Source organism: Bradyrhizobium lablabi (assembly GCF_018129385.1).
Lineage (GTDB): Bacteria > Pseudomonadota > Alphaproteobacteria > Rhizobiales > Xanthobacteraceae > Bradyrhizobium > Bradyrhizobium lablabi_C.
Window position 1 is genome coordinate 150799 of the sequence record NZ_JAFCLN010000008.1, and the last position, 20764, is coordinate 171562.

Here is a 20764-nt window from a genome sequence, read left to right on the forward strand (position 1 = left end):
GCACACGCACGACTAATACCCCGCAATCGCCAGCGCGACCGCGGCGCTCATTCCGATCCAACCCGGATGGACCGCCCGCGTTGCCAGCGCGTTGCCGATCGCGGCAACGCCGAACACCACCGAAAGCGTCGCGATGATCCAGTGGCGCGCGGCATCCGACCCCATCCAGGGCGCGGCGATCATCAGTACGCCGCCGGCGATCCAGGCCACCGTACCGGCCTGCCACACGAGGCGAAGCAGCGTACGCATCCGCGGCGGCTGGATGGTGGCGCGCGCAAACACTTTGGTTTCGCCGAGCACGCCATGGGCGATGCTGACGAGGATCACGATGACGCCCGCCCCTACCAGCAAGAGATCGCGCATGTCGGCCTCCATACAGTACTGTATGGTTATGGCGGCGATGCTGGCGCTTGTCAATACACTAGTGTATGGTCGGAACCCGCATGACCGACCAACTCTCCGCAGGCGACTGGCTCGACCAGGGACTGAAGGTACTGGCGCAGCGCGGTTTCACGGCGCTGAAGGCCGATCCGCTGGCCAAGGCGATGGGTGTCTCGCGCGGCAGTTTTTACTGGCATTTTACCGATATCGGCGCGTTCCACGCCGCGATCCTCAAGCGCTGGCGCGAGGTCGCGGCCGAGCAGGTGATCGCCGGCCTCGAGGCCGCCTCCGGTGAGAACCCGATGTCGCTGTTGCTCACCAGCGCGCTTCGCAACCGGCAGGCACTGGAAAAGGCGGTCCGAAGCTGGGCCACGGTCGACGCAAAAGCGCGGTCCGCCGTGCAGGCAATCGACCGCCGCCGGCTCGACTATCTCGAACACATGCTGCGGCAATCCGGCGTGAGTGCAGATATCGCCGCCGCCCGCGCGCAAATCCTGTATTGGGCTTTTCTGGGCCATGTCCTGTCGGACCAGACGCTATCAGCCGCGAAGCAACAGGTGGTCATCGACGAATTGCTCGCCATGGCCACGCGATAATTTCGCACCTGCGCCGGGTATGCTACAGCACCGCCGACAAGCCGGAGAACCATGCGTATGAACGCCGCCCCTGAACGCCTTGAAGGCACCGTCGATCCAAAGCTGCTGGAGATCCTGGTCTGCCCGCTGACCAAGGGACCGCTGGAATACGACGCGGCGAAGCAAGAGCTGATCTCGCGCTCCGCAAAACTCGCCTACCCGATCCGCGACGGCATTCCCATCATGCTGCCGGAAGAAGCGCGGAAGATCGATTAGTCGCCGAGGTTTTGAAGTGGGTAGAGTGAAGTGTCTGTCCTGCGATGCGACGCCAGCAGACTGCCTGCGCTGCCGTTCAACGAGAAGGCGTTGCTAAAGCAAGACGCGACTCCGCCGGATCCCCTTCACACGCAAAGGTACGCTTGACGCATCTTTGCTATTTCCTGTATTTCCTCCCACGTCATCTTGCGGGCGGCAATAACCTCAACCGTTCAAGCATCGCTGTCACGCAGCGGCGCCCTGCTTCGGTCGGAAATCAGCCCGCGCGTGCAAAATCGCGGGCCAACAATCGAAGCGAAATACCACTTTAGGCAACCGATCTCTCGTAGCCAGCAGATCGTCTAAGGAGTTTATGATCTTGTTTATCGGTGCATTCAAATCGACCTACGCCATCACCCGCGTCTCGACCAGCGCGGCGGGCGCACAGGGCAATTCCGACAGTTTCAATCCCGTGTTCTCGCCCGATGGCAGCAAGATCGCGTTTAACAGCATGGCCACGAACCTGGTGGCGGACGACACCAACTTCTTCAACGCCGACATCTTCGTCAAGGACCTTGCAACCGGCGCGATCACCCGCATCTCCGTTGGCGCCGACGGCACGCAGGCCAATGGCTCCAGTTCAAGTTTCGTGTTCTCGCCCGACGGCGGCAAGATCGCGTTTCAAAGCGACGCATCGAATCTGGTGGCCGGTGACACCACCGGCTTTACCGATATCTTCGTCAAGGACCTCGCTACCGGCGCGATCACGCTGGTCTCCAGGAGTGCGGCCGGCGCGCAGGGAGACTACACCAGCTACAATCCGGTGTTTTCGCCCGATGGCAGCAAGATCGCGTTTGAAAGCGAGGCCTCGAACCTGATCACCGGTGACACCAACCATTCCGGAGACATCTTCGTCAAGGACCTTGCGACCGGCGAGGTCACCCGGGTCTCCGTTAGCGATTCCGGCGACCAGAGCCATTTCGAAAGCAGCAATCCGGTGTTCTCGCCCGATGGCAGCAAGATCGCGTTTGTAAGCCGTGCCTTGGAATTGGCAGGCGGTGTCTTCAACGGCAACACCGACATCTTCGTCAAGGACCTTGCGACCGGCGCGATCAGCCGCGTCTCCGTCGATGCCGCCGGCACGGCGGCCAATTCCTGGTCAAACGCTCCGGTGTTCTCGCCCGATGGCAGCAAGATCGCGTTTTACAGCGAGGCCTCCAACTTGGTGGCCGGCGACACCAACAACGACGGAGATTTCTTCATAAAGGACCTCGCAACTGGTGCGATTACCCGAATCTCCGTCGATGCCGCCGGCGCGCAGGCCAATCAGGGCGGCGTCGGAAAGTTGGCGTTCTCGCCGGACGGCAGCAAGGTTGCGTTTGTCAGCGGTTCCTCGAACCTGATAACCGGCGATACCAACTCCGCGGAAGATGTCTTCGTCAAGGACCTAACGACTGGCGCGATCACCCGTGTCTCCGTCGATGCCGCGGGCGCACAGGGCAATAGCTTCACCTTTGACAGGGCAGTATTCTCGCCCGACGGCAGCCGGATCGCTTTCTCCAGCCATGCCTCTAACTTCGTGGCCGGCGACACCAACAGCGATAACGACATCTTCATCAAAAATCTGACCCCCGATCCCGAGGACCCCGCCATCTATCGCGGAAACGCGGCGCCCGTTCGCGTCAACACGGCGCCGGTGACGATCTCCGACGTCGACAATTCGGCACTCCCGGGCGGATCGCTGACGGCGGCGCTGACCGCCGGCAACCATGCTGGCGATGCGCTGACGCTGATCGCATCGCAAACGCCGGGTACGGGGATCGAGGTCTCCGGCTCGACCGTAAAATACAACGGCACCGCAATCGGAACGCTGTCCGGGAGCGGCACGGCGAGTCTGTCGGTCACGCTCAACGCCAGCGCCGACGTTGCGGCTGTCGAGGCGCTCGCGGGCGCAGTCAGCTTCTCCGCACTTGGTAGTGCGCCGAGCACGGATACGCGCACGGTGACGTTCACGCTGGTGGACGGCCCCAGCGGCACGGACACCGGCTCTTTTACTCAGGCCGTTCAGGTGACATCCGCACCGCAAGTGCACAACGACTTCGACGGCGACGGCAAGAGCGACATCGTCTGGCGCAACGATGCCGGTGTAGGGCAGATCTGGGATATGGACGGTGCGACCATCCTGGAGACCAATTCGCTGGGCACAGTGCCGACCAACTGGAAGGTCGCCGGCATCGGAGACTTCAACGCCGATGGCAATACGGATCTGCTCTGGCGCAACGATGCCGGCGTCACGCAGATCTGGAAGATGGACGATAGCGCCTTTGCCAACACGCATAACCTCGGCGTGATCCCGGCCGTCTGGAAGCTCGCGAGCACCGGAGACTTCAACGGTGACGGCACCACGGATCTGCTCTGGCGTCACGACAACGGCACCGTGCAGATGTGGGACATGAACAACGGCGCCATTGCCGACACGCATAACCTCGGAATGATCCCGACGGCGTGGAAGCTCGCAGGCACAGGCGATTTCAACGGTGACGGCAAGACCGACCTGTTGTGGCGCAACGATTCCGGCGTCGCCCAGATCTGGGACATGGATGGCGGCAACATCCTGAGCGCCACTTCGCTCGGCTCGATCCCGACCACCTGGAACGTGGCAGGCATCGGCGATTTCAACGGCGACAGCAAGAGCGATATCCTCTGGCGCAATGACTCCGGAATTACGCAGATCTGGAACATGAATGACGGCGCCATCGCCAGCACCCGTGGACTCGGCCTGATCCCGAACGACTGGAAGGTGGGTAGCGTCGGCGACTACAATGGCGACCTCAAGAGCGACATCCTGTGGCGCAACGATTCGGGCCTGGCCCAGATGTGGGAGATGAACGACGGCACCATCACCCAGGCCACCTCGCTGGGCATGATACCTGACAACTGGCACGTCATCGCATAGGACCGGACCGGCGTTGACGGCCTTGCGACCGATTTCGTAATGACGGCAGAGCCGGATGTGACAAATTCGACACGTCGGGCAAATCAGCCGAAACCTGTCCAGCCCTCGGTGCAAAAATATTCCGCTTCACAATTCTGAAAATCAGAACTATAAGCGGTGCGTCTCATCCCCGAGGAGGGGCGTCGGCCGTCGTCACCGTTCGTTGGGATGAGATGCGGTGGACGCTTCGGCGTCAGCGCGATTTTTTCGCGCGGACGAAAACGTCGAAGCGTACGGCGAAGGCGTGTGGTTCTGGCGCCGCTATGCAGGCGCTAAGTTGGCGGGAAGTTCCGCCGATGACGGTGACAACAAAGCGCTCTCACCGGGGAGATCACGTTATAAGCCGTAAAGCCATTGCGCAGGGGATGTCGGACTGCCTCCGCTTCACCTGTATGCTCGTGTGCGCCTTTTTTGCTTGCGCATCAGGCACACGAGACCGCGGGTGCAGCGCGCACCCGGCATTCCCTGCGCCCTCTATCTCCGGAGGCGCGAAAGAATTTGAATAGCTCGGGCACAGTGTGTCGCGAGAACGCTACTACATATTTACCCGTCATCATCCGCGAAGGCGGATGATCCAGTATTCCAGAGGCGTCAGTGATCGAATCGACAAGCCGCGGCGTACTGGATCGCCCGCCTGCGCGGGCGATGACGAGCCTTGATGATTGCGACTACCTGACTCCGCAGAGAGGCTTGAGAGGAATCTACAACGCCTCGCCCTTCAACAGCCGCGGCACTTCACCCGTGAGCCCCGCGGCCTGGCGAATGAACAAACTCTTCAGCGGCGGCGCGCGGTCGACGAGACCGAGGCCGATATCGCGCACGGCGCGCAGCAAGTTCGACTCGTTGGAGAACAACAAATTCAGCGAATTGGTCGCCACCCCCATCGCCATCGTGTCAAACCGCCGCCAGCGCTGGTAGCGCTCGAGCACATCGGCTTGTCCCAAATCCATGCCGAGGCGCGCGGCGTCGACGATGACTTCGGCGAGCGCAGCGACGTCCTTCAGGCCCATGTTTAACCCCTGCCCCGCAATCGGATGAATCACATGGGCGGCGTCGCCGACCAGCGCCATCCGTTCGGCGATAAAGGAGCGCGCAACAAAGTAGCCGAGCGGAAAGGCGCGCGGCTTGTCGAGCGCCTTGATCTCGCCGAGGTGCAACCCAAAGCGCTTCTCGAGTTCGTCGTGAAATTCCTCTTCGCTCAATGCGACGATACGCGCAGCCTCGCTCCGCGTCTCCGTCCACACCAGCGACGAACGCTTGCCCGTCAGCGGCAAAATCGCAAACGGCCCCGCCGGCAAGAAATGCTCTTCGGCACGGCCGCCATGATCGCGTTCATGGCCGACGGTGACGACGATGCCGCTTTGATCGTAGTCCCAGCCATGGGTCACGATCCCCGCCCGCTCGCGCAGCTTCGAGCGCGCGCCGTCGGCGGCGACCAGGAGGCTTGCCTCGATGGTGGAGCCGTCGGCGAGCGTCACATCGATGCCATCGGCGCGCGCATCAAAACTGCCGACCGCAGTGGCGCGCAGATCGACGCCTTCCTTCCCGGCGCGCGCGGCGAGCGCATCGATCAGATAGCGGTTCTCGACCATGTGCGCGAACGGCTCGCCCGGCTCGACATGACCGCCAAAGGTGAGGAATACCGGGCGCGTGGCGTCTTCCAGTTTCGAATCCGTCACGACCATGTCGAGGATCGGCTGTGCGGTCGGCGCGACCTCGTCCCACACGCCGAGCGCCTCGAACAGCCTCCGGCAGGCGGCGACAATGGCGGTGGCGCGCGGATCGCGGCTCGGCCGCATTGCCAGCGCCGGATCGGCGACGATCACGGGAATGTCGGGACCGAGGCCCTGGCGGAACGCAACGGCCAGCGCCAGTCCGGCAAAGGCCCCGCCGCAGATGACAATGCTTCGCTGTGCCGACATACCGCTTACTCACACCCTTGCTACCTGACTATAGCTGGGCGAAACAGGTTTGAGAAACAAGCCCCAACGCCGTCATTCCGGGGCGCGCCCCTTGGCGCGAGCCCGGAATCCATAACCACGATCGTGAGTATGGATTCCGGGCCTGCGCCTCACGGCGCATCCCGGAATGACGACGATGGCGGGCTCCACGACTCGAAAGCATCCAAAATGTCCAACGGCCTCATCGACCTCATTTCCATCCTCGATCTCGAGCAGCTCGAGGTAAACCTGTTCCGCGGCAACAGCCCGAAGACGAGCTGGCAGCGCGTGTTCGGGGGGCAGGTGATCGGACAGGCGATGGTCGCCGCATGCCGCACCGTCGAGGGCCGGCTGCCGCACTCGATCCATTGCTATTTCATCCTGCCGGGCGATCCGCAAATTCCGATCATCTACCAGGTCGAACGCTTGCGCGACGGCAAGAGCTATTCGACCCGCCGCGTCACCGCGATCCAGCACGGCAATGCGATCTTCTCGATCATGGTGTCGTTCCATGCGGAGGAAGAAGGCGCGTTCAATCATCAGGAAAAGATGCCCGACGTGCCGCCGCCGGAAAAACTGACCGCGGAAGAAATTTCCAAGCAGCCGATGTTCAAGGAGATGCCGGACTTCATCCGCCGCTACTACGAATCCGACCGGCCGATCGAGCTCCGCCCCGTCGAGCTCGGCCGCTATTTTGGCCAGAAGGTCGAGGACGGCCGCATCCATGTCTGGATTCGCACCGCCGCGAAATTACCCGAGGATCCGGCGCTGCACATGTGCGCGCTCGCCTATGCCTCGGATTTCTCGCTGCTGGATGCGGTGATGGCGCGCTACGGCCGCACGCTGTTCGACCGCCGCATGATGCCGGCCAGCCTCGACCACGCGATGTGGTTTCACCGCCCGTTCCGCGCCGACGAATGGCTGCTCTATGCGCAGGATTCGCCGAGCGCGCAGGACGGCCGCGGGCTGACCCGCGGCCTGATCTTCAAGCCCGACGGCACGCTGGTGGCTTCCGTGGCGCAGGAGGGATCGGTGCGCCAGCGGAAATCCTAGCGATCAGGCATTGGCCATCGCGCCGCGCTCGACCAGTTTGGTTTGCGACGCCATCCACTGCATGATCCAGCGATACACCCACGGGATCGGGATGATGAACATGAAACCGATCACCGCCACGATCGAGCGCCAGAGAAACTCCAGCCCGGTACCGGTGAACACCACTTCACGCCGCGTGCCCTGGATGTTGCGGCAGATCCACCGCATCATCGCCGAATAGACCCATGCCCAGCCGATGATGGTGATAACGGAGATGACTGCCAGGATGGACCATCCGGCGTAAGCCCAGACCGAGCCGGAGAAGGAAAGCCCGAGCGATTGCCCGTTCGACGCCAGGTTCGCCACCAGCCATTTGAGGAACAGCCAGTAGAGGACGATTTGGACGATGTAGATCAGATTGTTGAGCCACTCGATCTCGGTGAAAGCGCCGATGATGGCGATGACGATCACAAACGCGATGAAACCGAAATACCAGATGGCAACGGTCATTGCCGTTCCGGTGAAGCTGAGGTTCGGCCGTCCCGGCACGTGAATGCGGGAAACGATCCACTTGTTGTACCAAACCAGGACCCATGGGGTCGGGATGATGAAGGCGAGGCCGATCAGCAGGACGAGGCTGCGCCAGACGAACTCCCAGATGCCGAAGTCGATCGCGAGCGAGCCGCCGCCGGCTGGGCCGGCGTATCCGCCGGGATAGGCCGGAGGACCGCCCGGTTGCGCGATCGACGGCGGGCCGGGCGGCATCGACATCAGGCCCGGGATTTCGCCGGCCTTCTGCCAGCCGGCCATGCCCTCGGACCAGACCAGCGTATCGGCCCGCACCGTCCCGCGGGCGATCAGGTCGCGTAATTGCTCTTCCGGGAACGGGCCCTGCTGTTGGCCATTGGCGGCGTAAAACCAGGATCGGCTCGGCATGTTGTTTCCTCAACTAATTTTGGCGGTCAAAGAAAGTAAGCCGGGGCTGGCGGGCGACCGAAGATGTCCCGGCCGGGAGAAATCGCATTCTGGCGGACGTTCCCGTCACCTGTACAGGGAGCGCGGCGGCTTCATCGCAATGTTTTCTGCAAAACCTGCAACTTTTTTGTGCCATTTGCTCAGAAAGATGCCAGATTTGCACCGGCGTCCACCACGCGGCAGGCAAACTGCCACATGCTGCATTAACTGAAGGCCCGCTCATGAAACTTGTCGTCGCGATCATCAAACCCTTCAAGCTGGACGAGGTGCGCCAGGCGCTGACCGCGATCGGCGTCCACGGCATGACCGTGACCGAGGTCAAGGGCTATGGCCGCCAGAAGGGCCATACCGAGATCTATCGCGGCGCCGAATATGTCGTGAACTTCCTGCCGAAGCTGCGGATCGAGATCGCGGTCGCCTCCGAACTCGCCGACAAGGCGGTCCAGGTCATCACCTCGGGCGCCCGCACCGGCCAGATCGGCGACGGCAAGATCTTTGTGACGCCGATCGACCATGCGCTGCGCATCCGCACCGGCGAGACCGACAGCGACGCGCTCTGAAGACATTGAGACCGAGCAGCGCGGCAACACGCCGGCGCTGCGATCGACAAGATTGTAAATGCCGGGGGACATCATGGGGATTCATTCGCGCGCCGCGACCTGCGCGGCTGTATTCGGGTTGGCAACGCTGGCGACGCCGGCCTTTGCCGATGATGCGGCCATCAATTCCGCCGACACCGCCTGGATGATCGTCGCCACCGCGCTGGTGCTGATGATGACGATCCCGGGGCTGGCGCTGTTCTATGCCGGCATGGTGCGCAAGAAGAACGTGCTCGCCACCATGGCGCAGAGCCTCGCTGCCGTTGGCCTCGTCTCGATCCTCTGGGTCGCCTTCGGCTACTCGCTGGCCTTCGTCGGCGACGGCCAATGGATCGGCACGCTCGACCGCTGGTTCCTCGCGGGGATGACGATGGACTCGGTCAACCCGGCGGCGAAGACGATTCCCGAGGCGCTGTTCATGCTCTACCAGATGACCTTTGCGATCATCACGGTGGCGCTGGTGGCGGGCGCGGTGGCCGACCGCATGCGGTTTTCGGCCTATCTGCTGTTCTCGATCGGCTGGTTCACCTTCGTCTATGTACCCTTGGCGCATTGGGTGTGGGGCGGCGGCTTCCTTCAGACCATGGGCGTGCTCGATTTCGCCGGCGGCCTTGTCGTGCATCTGTCGGCCGGCATCGGCGGGCTGGTGGCGGCCAAGGTGCTCGGCAATCGCCATGGCTATGGCGCCGAGAATCTCGCGCCGTTCGACCTTTCGCTCGCGGTGATCGGCACCGGCATGCTGTGGGTCGGCTGGTTCGGCTTCAATGGCGGCTCGGCGCTCACGGCGAGCCCACGCGCGGTGATGGCGATCACGGCGACGCATCTGTCGGCTTGCGCCGGCGCGCTGACCTGGGCCGCGCTCGAATGGTCGACACGCCGAAAGCCGTCGGTGCTCGGCATGATCTCCGGCGCCGTCGCGGGCCTCGGCACCATCACGCCGGCCTCCGGCTTCGTCGCGCCATGGGCCGGCATCGTGATCGGCGTCGCCGCCGGCGCGGTCTGCTTCTGGGCCTGCACCGCGCTCAAGGTGCGCCTCAAATACGACGATTCGCTCGACGTGTTCGGCGTCCATGGCATCGGCGGCATCACCGGCACGATCCTGTGCGGCGTGTTTGCGGCGACCGCGATCGGCGGGACGTCGGGCCTGATCGAGGGCAACCCGCAGCAGGTGCTGATCCAGCTCGCTGGCGTCGGCATCACCCTGGTCTGGACGGCGGTCGTGACCTTCATCCTGCTCAAGCTGGTCGGCGTGTTCGCGCCCCTGCGCGTATCGCTACAGCAGGAACTCGAGGGCCTCGATATCTCCCAGCATGGCGAAGCGTTGCAGTAATTACCGCATTTTCCCGATCTAATTACCTCTGAACTGCCCGCCCGGTGGGCACGATCTTGGCAAGAGCCTGTCGTGCCCAGCAAATGGGCTGGTCTGCTTAGACATTAGGCGCGACCGAATGGCGCAGTTTTGGCCACATCCGCCAAAACGCAAAAACACCCGGATTCATAAACCGTTAGGGAATGCCGCCGTTCTGGCACGGCATTTGATTCTACGGGGCGAGGCTGTGCCCGCGTAGTGAACTACCTCTCCGCGTGGTGAACCTCAGTCGAGAACGCCCGGCCTTTGTCTGAGCCGGGCCCAAGCGGGGATAGGACCCATGAAAATTGTTATGGCGATCATTAAGCCATTCAAGCTGGAAGAAGTCCGGGACGCCCTGACCGCCATTGGCGTTCACGGTCTCACGGTGACGGAAGTCAAGGGATATGGCCGGCAGAAGGGCCACACGGAAATCTATCGCGGCGCCGAATATGCCGTGAGCTTCCTGCCCAAGATCAAGATCGAGGTGGCTGTCGCCTCCGAGCAGGTCGACAAGACCATCGACGCCATCACGTCCGCGGCCAAGACCGGACAGATCGGCGACGGCAAGATCTTCGTCATGAACCTCGACCATGCGGTCCGCATCCGCACCGGCGAGGCCGATGCCGCTGCCCTCTGATTTCGCGCACACCCTTACCACTCAGGAGTAATACAAAATGACGTTCAAACGTCCCTATAGCGCGGGACTGGCGGCCCTCGCAGTCGGCCTGCTCGCCGCAACCGCGGCCCATGCAGAGCCAACGATCAACAAGGGCGACAATGCCTGGCTGATGACATCGACGGTGCTGGTGCTGTTGATGACGATTCCCGGCCTTGCGCTGTTCTATGGCGGCCTGGTGCGCTCCAAGAACATGCTCTCGGTCCTGATGCAGGTGTTCTACACCGTCTGCATCGTGGTCCTGTTGTGGGCGCTGTACGGCTACAGCCTCGCCTTCACCGGCGGTTCCGATTTCATCGGCGGCTTCTCGAAGGCCTTCATGATGGGCATCACGCCCGACTCCAAGGCCGCGACCTTCAGCGTCGATGCCAACGTGACCGAGATGGTCTATCTCTGCTTCCAGATGACCTTCGCGGCGATCACGCCGGCGCTGATCGTCGGCGCGTTTGCCGAGCGCATGAAGTTCGCCGCGGTGGCGCTGTTCATCCCGCTCTGGGTCACCCTAATCTACTTCCCGATCGCCCACATGGTCTGGTACTGGCCGGGCCCGGACGCGATCCAGGATGCCGCCAAGGCGCTCGCCGCTGCGGCTGACGGCGCGGCCAAGACCGCGGCGCAGGCCAAGCTCGACGAGATCAACGCCGACGCCGGCTGGATCTTCAAGAAGGGCGCGATCGACTTCGCGGGCGGCACCGTCGTGCACATCAATGCCGGCATCGCCGGCCTCGTCGGCGCGCTCCTGATCGGCAAGCGTGTCGGCTACGGCAAGGAGCTGATGGCCCCCCACTCGCTGACCATGTCGATGATCGGCGCCTCGCTGCTCTGGGTCGGCTGGTTCGGCTTCAACGCCGGCTCCAACCTCGAAGCCTCCGGCGGCGCCGCGCTCGCCATGACCAACTCCTTCGTCGCGACTGCGGCGGCGGCGCTGTCGTGGATGTTCGCGGAGTGGATAATCAAGGGTCACCCCTCCGTACTCGGCGCGATCTCCGGCGCGGTGGCCGGTCTCGTCGCGGTCACGCCCGCGGCCGGTTTTGCCGGCCCGATGGGCGCGATCGTGCTTGGCCTGGTGGTCGGCGTGGTCTGCCTGTTCTTCTGCACTGTGATCAAGAACGCGCTCGGCTATGACGACTCGCTCGACGTGTTCGGCGTGCACTGTGTCGGCGGCATCGTCGGCGCGATCGGCACCGGCATCCTGGTGAACCCCGCCCTCGGCGGCGCCGGTATCGTGGATTACACCGCGGTTCCGCCCAAGGTCGCCGACTACGACTTCGCGACGCAGATGATCGCGCAGCTCTGGGGCGTCGGCACCACGCTGGTGTGGTCCGGCATCGGCTCGGCGATCCTCTACAAGGTCGTCGATGTCATCGTCGGCCTGCGCGTCAACGTCGAGGTCGAGCGTGAAGGCCTCGATGTCACCGAGCACACCGAGCGCGCCTACAACATGTGAGTTCTCCCGGGGCGCGATCCCTTAGGGGTCGCGTCCACAACTCCGGTTCGGGCACATACCCGGCAATGCCCTGACCGTTGAGGGGCTCCAGCGCAAGCTGGGGCCCCTTTCTTTTTCACCCACCGAAATTTGACAGCCCCGCACCCGCCGCGCGCGTGTTGACGCGGGCGGAAATGAACTGTTTCTTTCCGTCTCCGTCGCGAACGGTGGCCGGGCGAGGTGAATTCCGCCTCCCGCAAAAAACAAGAAGCAGCAAGGGGTGAGATACGTTTATGGAAGCCCACGCCAGCAATGCATCCACCTCCAGCGCCAAGTGGTCGCCCGCCCCTGACGCCAGCGACGTCATCAAAAGCATCCATGCGATGCTGCACCCGCGCAACATCGTGCTGGTCGGCGCCACCGACAAGCCCGGCAATTATGCCGAGCGGATCTGGAACAACCTGATCAAATACAAATATGAAGGCGGCCTGTTCCCGGTCAACGCGAAGCGCGAAACGATCTGGGGCGTCACCTGCTACAAGGATTTTGCCAGCCTCCCCGAAAAGCCGGACCACGTGCTGGTGCTGGTGCCGGCGCGCTTTGCGGTGCAGGTGATCCGCGATGCAGCGGCGGCCGGCGCGCGGTCTGCGACCATCGTGACGTCGGGGTTCAGTGAGTTGCAGGACGAGGAGAGCCAGCGGCTTGCGGTCGAGCTGAAGCAGGCGGTGAAGGAAACCGGCCTCGCCGTCACCGGCCCGAACTGCCTCGGCAACCTCTCCGCCGGCGAAAAGCTGTTCACCAATATCGACGACCGCATTGTCACCATGGAACAGGGTGCGGTCGCAGTTGCCGGCCAATCCGGCGCGATCGTGATGGCGATCCGTCAGGCGCTGGAAGATCGCGGCGTCGGCGTCGGCTACATGGTCACGACCGGCAACGAGACCGGCCTAGAGACACCAGACCTGATGGCCTATTTCGCCGCCGATCCCTCGATCCGCGTCATCGTGGTGTATCTGGAGGGCGTGCGGAACACGAAAGTCTTCCGCGAGGCCTGCAAGGCCGCGCGCGCCGCCGGCAAGCCCGTCATCGCGCTGAAACTTGGCGCTTCCGAAGGCGGCCGGGCGGCGGCGATGGCGCATACCGGCGCGCTCGCCGGCTCGATCGAAACCTTTGACGCGATCTCGACCCGCGAAGGCGTGATTCGCGTACGCGGGCTCGATGAATTGATCGAGACCACCGAGTGCTTTGTGCATGCCGACCCGCCGAAGGGCAATCGCCTGGCAGCGGTGTCGCTGTCCGGCGGCAAGCGCGGCCTGCTGATCGACGCGTTCTATTCGGCGGGGCTCAACTTTGCTCCGCTCTCCCCCAATGCCTCGCAGCAACTGGCAACAATGCTCGGCCCGGGCAGCATCGTGGGGAATCCCCTGGATGCCGGCTTCGCTGCGGTGGTCGATCCCTCCGTCTACATGAAATCGATCAAGATCATGATCGACGATCCCGACACCGACATCGTCATCATCGATTCCGAACTGCCGAAAGCGCCGCACGAGCTGCGCGAGCGCAACTTGCGCATCGTCAACGAAATGGCTGCTGAGGCCAACAAGCCCGTGATCTACATCAGCGCGATGTCGATCGGTTTTACCGAGTTCATGAAAGGCTTGCGAAAGACGCTGCCGCATGTCGCGGTACTGCAGGGACTGGACCGCGCGGTCGGGGCGATCAAGTCGCTGATCGAATATGCCTCGCTGCGCAAGGAAGTGCCCGACATCGTCTCGAGCTCGAAGGCATCCGCGCGCGCCGTGCTGGAGAAAGCGCTGAAAAGCGCCAATGGCGCTGCGGCGCTCGACGAGGTTGCCTCGAAAAAGCTGCTGAAGGCCTATGGCATCCCGATCTCGAAGGAGGAGATCGCCCAGAGTGCGGCCGAGGCCGCCAGGATCGCGAAGAAAATCGGCTTTCCGGTCGTGGCCAAAGTGGTCAGCCCGGACATCCTGCACAAGTCGGACGTCGGCGGCGTGGTGCTCAACCTCAACAGCGCAGCCGAGGTGAAGAAGGCATTTGAGGACATCACCAGGCGGGTGAAGAAGATCAAGGGCAAGCCGAAGCTCGAGGGCATCCTGATCGCACAACAGGTCAAGGCCGACCTCGAGCTGGTGGTCGGCGCATCCCTTGATGCCGAGATGGGGCCGGTGGTGCTGTTTGGCACCGGCGGCGTCGATATCGAGCTGATGAAGGATGTCGCGCTCGCCGGCGCGCCGCTGGATGCGGATGAGGCGAGGCAACTGATCCACAAGACCAAGGCCGGCGTGAAGATCAAAGGCTATCGCGGCAAGCCGGCGCTGCACGAGGCATCCGCGGTGAAGGCGCTGGTCGGCCTGTCCAACCTGATGGCCGATGCCGACGGCCGCATCGCCTCGATCGACGTCAATCCGTTCCTGATCAACAGCAAGGTGGGCGTCGCGGTGGACGGGCTGATCGTCCTCAACAATGCGGCGGCCAACAAGGCCGCCGCCAAACACTAGGGAGAGCGTCAGATGAAGCTTTCAGGCGGATGCTATTGCGGCGCCGTGCGCTATGAGGCCGAGGGCGAGCCGATGATGAAGGCGCAGTGCCATTGCCGCGAGTGCCAGTACATCACCGGCGGCTCGCCCAACATGTTCGTGGCGATGTCGCCCGACGGCTTCAAATACACCAAAGGCGCGCCAAAACAGTTCGCACGCAAGGATCTGGAAAAGCCGGTGACGCGAGAATTTTGCGCCGAATGCGGCACGCATATCGTGACGCGGCCGCAGCGGCCGGTCGTCGTGATCAAGGTCGGCACGCTCGATCAGCCGGCCCTGATGATGCCGCAGGTCGCGATCTACACCGTCGACAAGCAGCCGTTTCATATGATTCCGGAAGGGATGCCGGCGTTCGAACGGCTGCCGCAGCGATAGCGGCACACCGAATCTGCAAAACAACCCCATGCACAGTAGGATCCGTCCCGATTCGTGGGGGTTGTCTGGGGACAGAAGACGGACGTGGATGGCCGGGACAAGCCCGGCCATGTCGACAGCAAATGACGGAAGCTCGGCTTCAGGCGGCGGCGAGCGAGAACTCGTCGGCGCGCTCGACGCGGTCGCGGCCGCGACGCTTGGCCAAATAGAGCGCCTGGTCGGCCACACGCATGATCCTGGCGAGCTCGGTTTCGCCGCGCGAGACGGTGAAGCCGATGCTGATCGTCACGTGCTCGGAGATTCCGCCGCTGGAAATTTCGCGGGCCGAACAAGCCTTGCGGATTTCCTCGGCATGCAGCTCGGCCTGTTCGCGGCTGATGCCGATCATCAGCGCGGCGAACTCTTCGCCGCCGTGCCGTGCCACCAGCGCACCATGCGCCCGGGAGAAGTTGCGCAGCACGTCGGCGATCTCGATCAGCGCCTTGTCGCCGAATTCGTGGCCGAAGCGGTCGTTGATCGACTTGAAGTGGTCGATGTCGCACATGAAGATCACGGCCGGCTGGCCGGCATGATAGGCCGACCGCAGCGCGGAACTCGCCGCATCGTCAAAGCCGCGGCGGTTCAACAAGCCGGTGAGCTGATCGGTCTGCGAGATGCGCGACAATTCGCGGCGCGTCAGCGTCAGCTCCTGCATCAGCAGGGCCGAGCGGTAGATCATGATCCCCGAAAGCACCGCCGAAATCACGGTGGCCGCACAGACGCTCATGATGATGACGTCGCCGACGCGGACGGCAGCAGCCGCATTGGCGCCGAGATGCATCAGCGCGGTCGCCAGCGTCATGACGAAAGTCAGACCCACCGCGATCGAAACGTGTCTTGCGGTGTATCGCAGCACGTCCTTGTGCGTGACGATCTGAGTGGTCATGGCCTGCCCTGTTGGGCAATGCCGTAGCATCCGAATGGACTGCAAATCGCTAAGGCCGAAGCATTCCTCGCAAGCCGGTTAACAACAGGCAAAATTGTCAGGCGAAAAGATCGGGAGGCAATTCCTGCAAAGCTAACTCTCCTTCGGCGCTATGATCGTGATTGCTGGAAAATAGCTTTGGTAGCGCCGTCCATCACGCGTCAGCAACGGCAGCTTTTCGGCGGCGGCATGCGCGCCGATGAAGAAATCGGACAGGACGCCGGTGCGAATGCCTCCGCTGGCCCGGTATCGAAGATATGCCTTGCCAGCCAGAAAGAGCGCTGATCGCGGGATCGGCGCGACTTCGATGCCCATGTCGAGCAACACTGCTTCGACGGCTTCGATCGAAATAAATCGCGCCGAGACTTCCGCGTAGACGACGTCGTTGATGAGAAGCGGTCCGTTCAGCGCCGCCTGTTCGAGTTGAGCTTGCGACCAGTCAGCCCAAGCCTCGCCATCCGTCACCAGATCAAGCAAAACACTGGAATCGACCAGCGTCATTCCGGATCGCCGCGGAGCAGGGCCATTATCTCGTCGGTGGTCATGCCCGGACCTGCCGACCCACGAAGCCTGGCAAACCGGCTCGGTTGTTGCGGGCCATCGGCCTTCTCGATGAGAATTCCGCCATCGGCACTTCGTCGGAAGTCCACTTTGCTGCCCGGACCAATCCCCAGATGGTCTCGCACCGACTTCGGAATGGTAACCTGACCCTTTCTGGTAACGGTGGTAGCCATTGTCGAACCTCAGGAGTAATACTGACTTAGAATATGGTAATACCCTGCAAATTGTCCACTGCGGCCGATGGTTAATCGCGTCTTAACCTCGCCGTATCTATGGTGGTTTCATCGGGGTCTTTCGGCCGGCGCACCTTGCCCGGCCGCATTGAAAGTGCTGGCGTTTCTGACATGGCAATGACCGCCTCTTCCGGCCTGGCGCAGGACGCCGGCAGCAACAGCGCTGCCGGTCAGGCCGAGCGCTCGCCGTTTGTGCGGACCACCGAATTGCTGACGCCCTACCAGCCCGGCAAGCCATTGATAACATTGTCATTAGGCGAGCCACAGCACCCCGTCCCGGCATTCGTCGGCCCGGTGCTGGCAAAATACACTGCCGACTTTGGCCGCTATCCGCTCGCCAAGGGCATCGAGCCGTTCCGGCGGGCGGCGGCGAACTGGCTTTCGACCCGCTTCCGCCTGCCCCGCCCGGTCGATCCCGAGACCGAAATCCTGGTGCTGAACGGCAGCCGCGAAGGGCTGTTTTTTGCGGCGATCACCGCCGCGCGGCTTGCAAGTCCCCGCAAGGGCCGGCCGGTGATCCTGATGCCCAATCCCTTCTATCCCGCCTACGGGGCCGGCGCGCGCGCGGCCGGCTGCGAACACGTTTACCTGCCGACGACGCTCGCCAACGGATTCTTGCCCGACCTCGATTCGCTCGACGAAGCGCTGCTGTCGCGCACGGTTGCGATGTTCATCGCCTCGCCGGCGAACCCGCAAGGCTCTGTAGCCTCGCCTGAATATTTTGCGCGCTTGAAACAGCTTGCCGACCGCTACGGTTTTTTCATCCTCAGCGACGAGTGTTATTCGGAGATCTACACCAAGCAGGCGCCGGGCAGCGCCCTGGAATGCGCCGGGCCGGACTTTGCCAACGTGATCGCGTTCCAGTCGCTGTCAAAACGCTCGAACCTGCCGGGCATGCGTGTCGGCTTCGCCGCCGGCGACAGGAAATTCCTCGCGGCGTTTCTCGAGCTGCGTAACGTCGCCGCTCCCCAGGTGCCGGTGCCGCTCCAGCACGTTGCCGTCGCGGCCTACAGCGACGAGACTCATGTCGAGGAGAACCGCAGGCTGTACCGGATCAAGTTCGATCTCGCCGACCAGATCCTCGGCAGCCGCTATGGCTATGTCCGTCCTGCCGGCGGCTTTTGCGTCTGGCTGGACGTATCCGACCGCGGCGGCGATGAAGCCGCGGCCGTCAGGCTCTATCGCGACGCCGGCGTTCGCGTGATTCCCGGAAGCTATCTGGCGCGGTTGCAGAACGACGGCAGCAATCCCGGCGCCGGCTACATCCGGCTGGCACTGGTATCGGACAGTGAATCAACGGCCGAGGCATTGCACCGGCTGGTCGAAATTCTCGAATAATCGCGAGGCGCCGCATCACCATGCCAGCGATCGAACGTGTCATTCCCCTGGTCGGCCACTTGCCCGCCTCGATCCGCGACGCGCTGGTGCGGCGCTTGCGCGAGCTCATGGGCCTCGGCCTGATCTCGCTGTCGGGCGTCGCGGCCGCCGCGCTGATGACCTGGTCGGTGCAGGATCCGAGCCTGAGCCACGCCACCTCGCGCGCGATCCGCAACGTGCTGGGCTATCCCGGCGCGATCGGCGCCGATCTGTCGATGCAAATCCTCGGGCTCGGCTCGATCATGCTGATCCTGACGGTCGCGGTGTGGGGCTGGCGCATGCTGACCCATCGCGCCTTCGATCGCGAAGCGCTGCGGCTCGGCTGCTGGATCCTGTGCACGGCGATCGCGGCCGGTTTTGCGAGCTGCTTTCCGCATGGCGGCGCCTGGCCGCTGCCGACCGGGCTTGGCGGCGTGGTGGGCGATGCGCTGGTACGCGCGCCGGCCGTCGTGTTCGGTCCGCCCGGTGTCGTCTATCGCCTCGTGCTCGGCATCATCCTGTTCGCCGCCATGATGGCCGCCTTCCTGTTCGCCTGCGGATGGGGCGCGCGGCCGCGCGAGGACCAAGAGCTGACGCCGATCGAGGACGATGACGCGCCGTTCGTGGAGGAGGAAGAAGAAGGCCGCAGCTCGGTTTCGCTGGGCTGGCTGTTCCACGCCATCATGAGCGCCAAGGCGCGGATCGGCTGGTTCCTCGCGACCGCCTATCGTTCGCTGGTTTCTTCCGGTCCCGCGCCAAAACTCTCCTTCGAACGCCAGGAGCCCAATCTTGACGGACGCCGCGCGCCCTCGATTGCGCCGCAGGACGATGGCGAGGAGGAATACGAGGAAGAAGACGAAGAGGACGAGGAGGAGGAGCCCGTCGTTCGCGCGCCGCGCAAGAAGGCCGAGCCGCGCGTTGCCAAAAAATCCGGCAAGTTCGAACTTCCCTCCGTATCGGTGCTCACGGCGCCGAAGGCTTCGGACCGGCAGCCGCTCAGCAAGGCCGAGCTGGAAGCCAATTCGCGGTCGCTGGAAGGCGTGCTGGGCGACTTCGGCGTGCGCGGCGAGATCGTCAAGGCCAATCCGGGCCCCGTCGTGACTCTATATGAGCTCGAGCCCGCGCCCGGCATCAAGTCCTCGCGCGTGATCGGCCTTGCCGACGACATCGCGCGTTCGATGAGTGCGCTGTCGGCGCGCGTCGCCGTGGTCGCCGGCCGCAATGCGATCGGCATCGAGCTGCCGAACGCGCACCGCGAAAAGGTTTACCTGCGCGAATTGTTGACGGCGAAGGAGAGCGCGGACTCCGTTGCAAAACTGCCGCTGTGCCTCGGCAAGACCATCGGCGGCGACCCTGTCATCATTGATCTGGCGCGCACGCCGCATATGCTGATCGCCGGCACCACCGGCTCCGGCAAATCGGTTGCGATCAACACCATGATCCTCAGCCTGGTCTACCGGCTGCGGCCGGATCAGTGCCGCCTCATCATGGTCGATCCGAAGATGCTCGAACTCTCAGTCTATGACGGCATCCCGCATCTGCTGACGCCGGTCGTGACCGATCCGAAGAAGGCGGTGGTTGCGCTGAAATGGGCCGTGCGCGAGATGGAAGAGCGCTACAAGCGGATGGCCAAGCTCGGCGTGCGCAATATCGACGGCTACAACACCCGTCTCGTTGAAGCCAAGGGCAAGGGCGAGGAACTCACACGCACCGTGCATACCGGCTTCGACAAGGAGACCGGCAAGGCGATCTACGAGGAAGAAAAGCTCGATCTCGAGCCGCTGCCCTATATCGTGATCATCGTCGACGAAATGGCCGACCTGATGATGGTCGCCGGCAAGGACATCGAAGGCGCGGTACAGCGGCTTGCGCAGATGGCGCGCGCGGCGGGCCTGCATGTGATCCTCGCAACGCAACGCCCGTCGGTCGACGTCATCACCGGCACCATCAAGGCCAACTTCCCGACCCGCATCGCCTTCCAGGTCACGTCAAAGATCGACAGCCGCACGATCCTGGGCGAGATGGGCGCCGAGCAATTGCTCGGCCAGGGCGACATGCTCTACATGGCCGGCGGCGGCCGCATCAGCCGCGTGCACGGACCGTTCGCCTCGGACGAGGAAGTCGAAAAGGTGGTGCGCCATCTCAAGACGCAGGGCGCCCCGGAATATCTCGAAGCGGTCACCGCGGAAGAGCCGACCGACGAGGACGGCGCCGTGTTCGATGCCACCGGCATGGGCGGCGATGGCGGCGGCGACCTGTTCCAGCAGGCGGTCGCGATCGTCAAGCGCGACCAGAAGGCCTCGACCTCCTACATCCAGCGCCGCCTGCAGATCGGTTATAATCGCGCGGCTTCGCTGATGGAGCGCATGGAACTCGAAGGCATCGTGGGCCCCGCGAATCACGCGGGCAAGCGTGAAATCCTGGTCGGAGAAGAAGAGGGCGGGTTCTGATTCGAGCCGAATTTTGCATCAACTTTTCACGGAAAAACGATACCTCATCGAGCTGAAATCGC

Annotated in this window: 18 protein-coding genes; 12 read left to right on the forward strand and 6 right to left on the reverse strand. The window is 63.3% G+C overall.

Going from position 1 to position 20764, the window contains the following annotated elements; translation table 11 throughout:
- Positions 1 to 12 precede the first annotated feature (12 nt).
- A complete protein-coding gene (locus JQ628_RS17655) occupies positions 13 to 363 on the reverse strand; it encodes a hypothetical protein (protein WP_212224084.1) in 351 nt (116 codons plus the stop codon).
- Between the two features lie 80 nt (positions 364 to 443).
- Here JQ628_RS17655 and JQ628_RS17660 point away from each other — a divergent pair, with 80 nt between their 5' ends.
- The 3 genes from JQ628_RS17660 (at position 444) to JQ628_RS17670 (ending at position 4167) form a co-directional block, all read left to right on the forward strand.
- Positions 444 to 977, forward strand: a complete 534-nt coding sequence (locus JQ628_RS17660) for a TetR/AcrR family transcriptional regulator (RefSeq protein WP_212224085.1) — start codon at positions 444 to 446, stop codon at positions 975 to 977.
- A 57-nt stretch (positions 978 to 1034) separates the two neighbouring features.
- Entirely contained in the window at positions 1035 to 1232 is a 198-nt protein-coding gene (locus tag JQ628_RS17665) for a Trm112 family protein (protein WP_212224086.1), read from the forward strand.
- A 358-nt stretch (positions 1233 to 1590) separates the two neighbouring features.
- The gene (locus tag JQ628_RS17670; protein ID WP_212224087.1) at positions 1591 to 4167 is read left to right on the forward strand and encodes a VCBS repeat-containing protein; all 2577 of its coding nucleotides are present in this window, start codon (positions 1591 to 1593) and stop codon (positions 4165 to 4167) included.
- A 740-nt stretch (positions 4168 to 4907) separates the two neighbouring features.
- On the opposite strand, the gene JQ628_RS17675 is transcribed toward JQ628_RS17670, so the two are convergent.
- Positions 4908 to 6128, reverse strand: a complete 1221-nt coding sequence (locus tag JQ628_RS17675; RefSeq protein ID WP_212224088.1) for a ubiquinone biosynthesis hydroxylase — start codon at positions 6126 to 6128, stop codon at positions 4908 to 4910.
- 207 nt (positions 6129 to 6335) lie between these two features.
- Here JQ628_RS17675 and tesB point away from each other — a divergent pair, with 207 nt between their 5' ends.
- A complete protein-coding gene (gene tesB / locus JQ628_RS17680; RefSeq protein ID WP_212224090.1) occupies positions 6336 to 7199 on the forward strand; it encodes an acyl-CoA thioesterase II in 864 nt (287 codons plus the stop codon).
- A 3-nt stretch (positions 7200 to 7202) separates the two neighbouring features.
- On the opposite strand, the gene JQ628_RS17685 is transcribed toward tesB, so the two are convergent.
- Positions 7203 to 8114, reverse strand: a complete 912-nt coding sequence (locus JQ628_RS17685) for a DUF4339 domain-containing protein (RefSeq protein WP_212224092.1) — start codon at positions 8112 to 8114, stop codon at positions 7203 to 7205.
- A 260-nt stretch (positions 8115 to 8374) separates the two neighbouring features.
- On the opposite strand from JQ628_RS17685, the gene JQ628_RS17690 reads away from it, so the two are divergent.
- The 6 genes from JQ628_RS17690 to JQ628_RS17715 all read left to right on the forward strand — a co-directional run bounded on the left by JQ628_RS17690 (position 8375) and on the right by JQ628_RS17715 (position 15138).
- The gene (locus tag JQ628_RS17690) at positions 8375 to 8713 is read left to right on the forward strand and encodes a P-II family nitrogen regulator (protein WP_212224094.1); all 339 of its coding nucleotides are present in this window, start codon (positions 8375 to 8377) and stop codon (positions 8711 to 8713) included.
- A gap of 73 nt (positions 8714 to 8786) precedes the next feature.
- Positions 8787 to 10082: an ammonium transporter gene (locus JQ628_RS17695; protein WP_212224095.1), complete on the forward strand. Its 1296-nt coding sequence runs from the start codon at positions 8787 to 8789 to the stop codon at positions 10080 to 10082.
- Positions 10083 to 10401: 319 nt separating this feature from the next.
- Positions 10402 to 10740, forward strand: a complete 339-nt coding sequence (locus JQ628_RS17700) for a P-II family nitrogen regulator (RefSeq protein WP_212224096.1) — start codon at positions 10402 to 10404, stop codon at positions 10738 to 10740.
- A 37-nt stretch (positions 10741 to 10777) separates the two neighbouring features.
- A complete protein-coding gene (locus JQ628_RS17705; RefSeq protein WP_212224097.1) occupies positions 10778 to 12226 on the forward strand; it encodes an ammonium transporter in 1449 nt (482 codons plus the stop codon).
- 272 nt (positions 12227 to 12498) lie between these two features.
- Complete coding sequence (locus JQ628_RS17710; RefSeq protein ID WP_212224098.1) at positions 12499 to 14724, forward strand: acetate--CoA ligase family protein; 2226 nt, start codon at positions 12499 to 12501, stop codon at positions 14722 to 14724.
- Between the two features lie 12 nt (positions 14725 to 14736).
- Positions 14737 to 15138, forward strand: coding sequence for a GFA family protein (locus tag JQ628_RS17715; protein WP_212224099.1), 402 nt, complete (start codon positions 14737 to 14739; stop codon positions 15136 to 15138).
- 139 nt (positions 15139 to 15277) lie between these two features.
- Here the strand turns inward: JQ628_RS17715 and JQ628_RS17720 are convergent, their stop codons facing one another.
- The 3 genes from JQ628_RS17720 to JQ628_RS17730 form a co-directional block, all read right to left on the reverse strand.
- On the reverse strand, positions 15278 to 16063 hold the full coding sequence (locus JQ628_RS17720) for a GGDEF domain-containing protein (protein WP_212224100.1): 786 nt from the start codon (positions 16061 to 16063) through the stop codon (positions 15278 to 15280).
- Positions 16064 to 16195: 132 nt separating this feature from the next.
- Positions 16196 to 16603 carry a type II toxin-antitoxin system VapC family toxin gene (locus JQ628_RS17725; protein ID WP_212224102.1) on the reverse strand — a complete coding sequence of 136 codons (408 nt, stop codon included), beginning with the start codon at positions 16601 to 16603 and terminating at the stop codon, positions 16196 to 16198.
- Positions 16600 to 16836 (reverse strand): AbrB/MazE/SpoVT family DNA-binding domain-containing protein, encoded by a 237-nt coding sequence (locus JQ628_RS17730; RefSeq protein ID WP_212224104.1) that lies wholly within the window; start codon positions 16834 to 16836, stop codon positions 16600 to 16602. The genes JQ628_RS17725 and JQ628_RS17730 overlap by 4 nt, the downstream gene beginning before the upstream one ends.
- Before the next feature lie 171 nt (positions 16837 to 17007).
- On the opposite strand from JQ628_RS17730, the gene JQ628_RS17735 reads away from it, so the two are divergent.
- Together JQ628_RS17735 and JQ628_RS17740 are read left to right on the forward strand one after the other, a co-directional pair.
- The gene (locus JQ628_RS17735) at positions 17008 to 18234 is read left to right on the forward strand and encodes an aminotransferase class I/II-fold pyridoxal phosphate-dependent enzyme (protein WP_212224106.1); all 1227 of its coding nucleotides are present in this window, start codon (positions 17008 to 17010) and stop codon (positions 18232 to 18234) included.
- Positions 18235 to 18248: 14 nt separating this feature from the next.
- Positions 18249 to 20702 (forward strand): DNA translocase FtsK, encoded by a 2454-nt coding sequence (locus JQ628_RS17740; protein ID WP_212224236.1) that lies wholly within the window; start codon positions 18249 to 18251, stop codon positions 20700 to 20702.
- Positions 20703 to 20764 lie beyond the last annotated feature (62 nt).

Bases quoted from the DNA above. Each gene is read 5' to 3' on its own strand.
- JQ628_RS17655 (WP_212224084.1), bottom strand. From the start codon at position 363: ATGCGCGATCTCTTGCTGGTAGGGGCGGGCGTCATCGTGATCCTCGTC.
- JQ628_RS17660 (WP_212224085.1), top strand. From the start codon at position 444: ATGACCGACCAACTCTCCGCAGGCGACTGGCTCGACCAGGGACTGAAG.
- JQ628_RS17665 (WP_212224086.1), top strand. From the start codon at position 1,035: ATGAACGCCGCCCCTGAACGCCTTGAAGGCACCGTCGATCCAAAGCTG.
- JQ628_RS17675 (WP_212224088.1), bottom strand. From the start codon at position 6,128: ATGTCGGCACAGCGAAGCATTGTCATCTGCGGCGGGGCCTTTGCCGGA.
- tesB (WP_212224090.1), top strand. From the start codon at position 6,336: ATGTCCAACGGCCTCATCGACCTCATTTCCATCCTCGATCTCGAGCAG.
- JQ628_RS17685 (WP_212224092.1), bottom strand. From the start codon at position 8,114: ATGCCGAGCCGATCCTGGTTTTACGCCGCCAATGGCCAACAGCAGGGC.
- JQ628_RS17690 (WP_212224094.1), top strand. From the start codon at position 8,375: ATGAAACTTGTCGTCGCGATCATCAAACCCTTCAAGCTGGACGAGGTG.
- JQ628_RS17695 (WP_212224095.1), top strand. From the start codon at position 8,787: ATGGGGATTCATTCGCGCGCCGCGACCTGCGCGGCTGTATTCGGGTTG.
- JQ628_RS17700 (WP_212224096.1), top strand. From the start codon at position 10,402: ATGAAAATTGTTATGGCGATCATTAAGCCATTCAAGCTGGAAGAAGTC.
- JQ628_RS17705 (WP_212224097.1), top strand. From the start codon at position 10,778: ATGACGTTCAAACGTCCCTATAGCGCGGGACTGGCGGCCCTCGCAGTC.
- JQ628_RS17710 (WP_212224098.1), top strand. From the start codon at position 12,499: ATGGAAGCCCACGCCAGCAATGCATCCACCTCCAGCGCCAAGTGGTCG.
- JQ628_RS17715 (WP_212224099.1), top strand. From the start codon at position 14,737: ATGAAGCTTTCAGGCGGATGCTATTGCGGCGCCGTGCGCTATGAGGCC.
- JQ628_RS17720 (WP_212224100.1), bottom strand. From the start codon at position 16,063: ATGACCACTCAGATCGTCACGCACAAGGACGTGCTGCGATACACCGCA.
- JQ628_RS17725 (WP_212224102.1), bottom strand. From the start codon at position 16,603: ATGACGCTGGTCGATTCCAGTGTTTTGCTTGATCTGGTGACGGATGGC.
- JQ628_RS17730 (WP_212224104.1), bottom strand. From the start codon at position 16,836: ATGGCTACCACCGTTACCAGAAAGGGTCAGGTTACCATTCCGAAGTCG.
- JQ628_RS17735 (WP_212224106.1), top strand. From the start codon at position 17,008: ATGGCAATGACCGCCTCTTCCGGCCTGGCGCAGGACGCCGGCAGCAAC.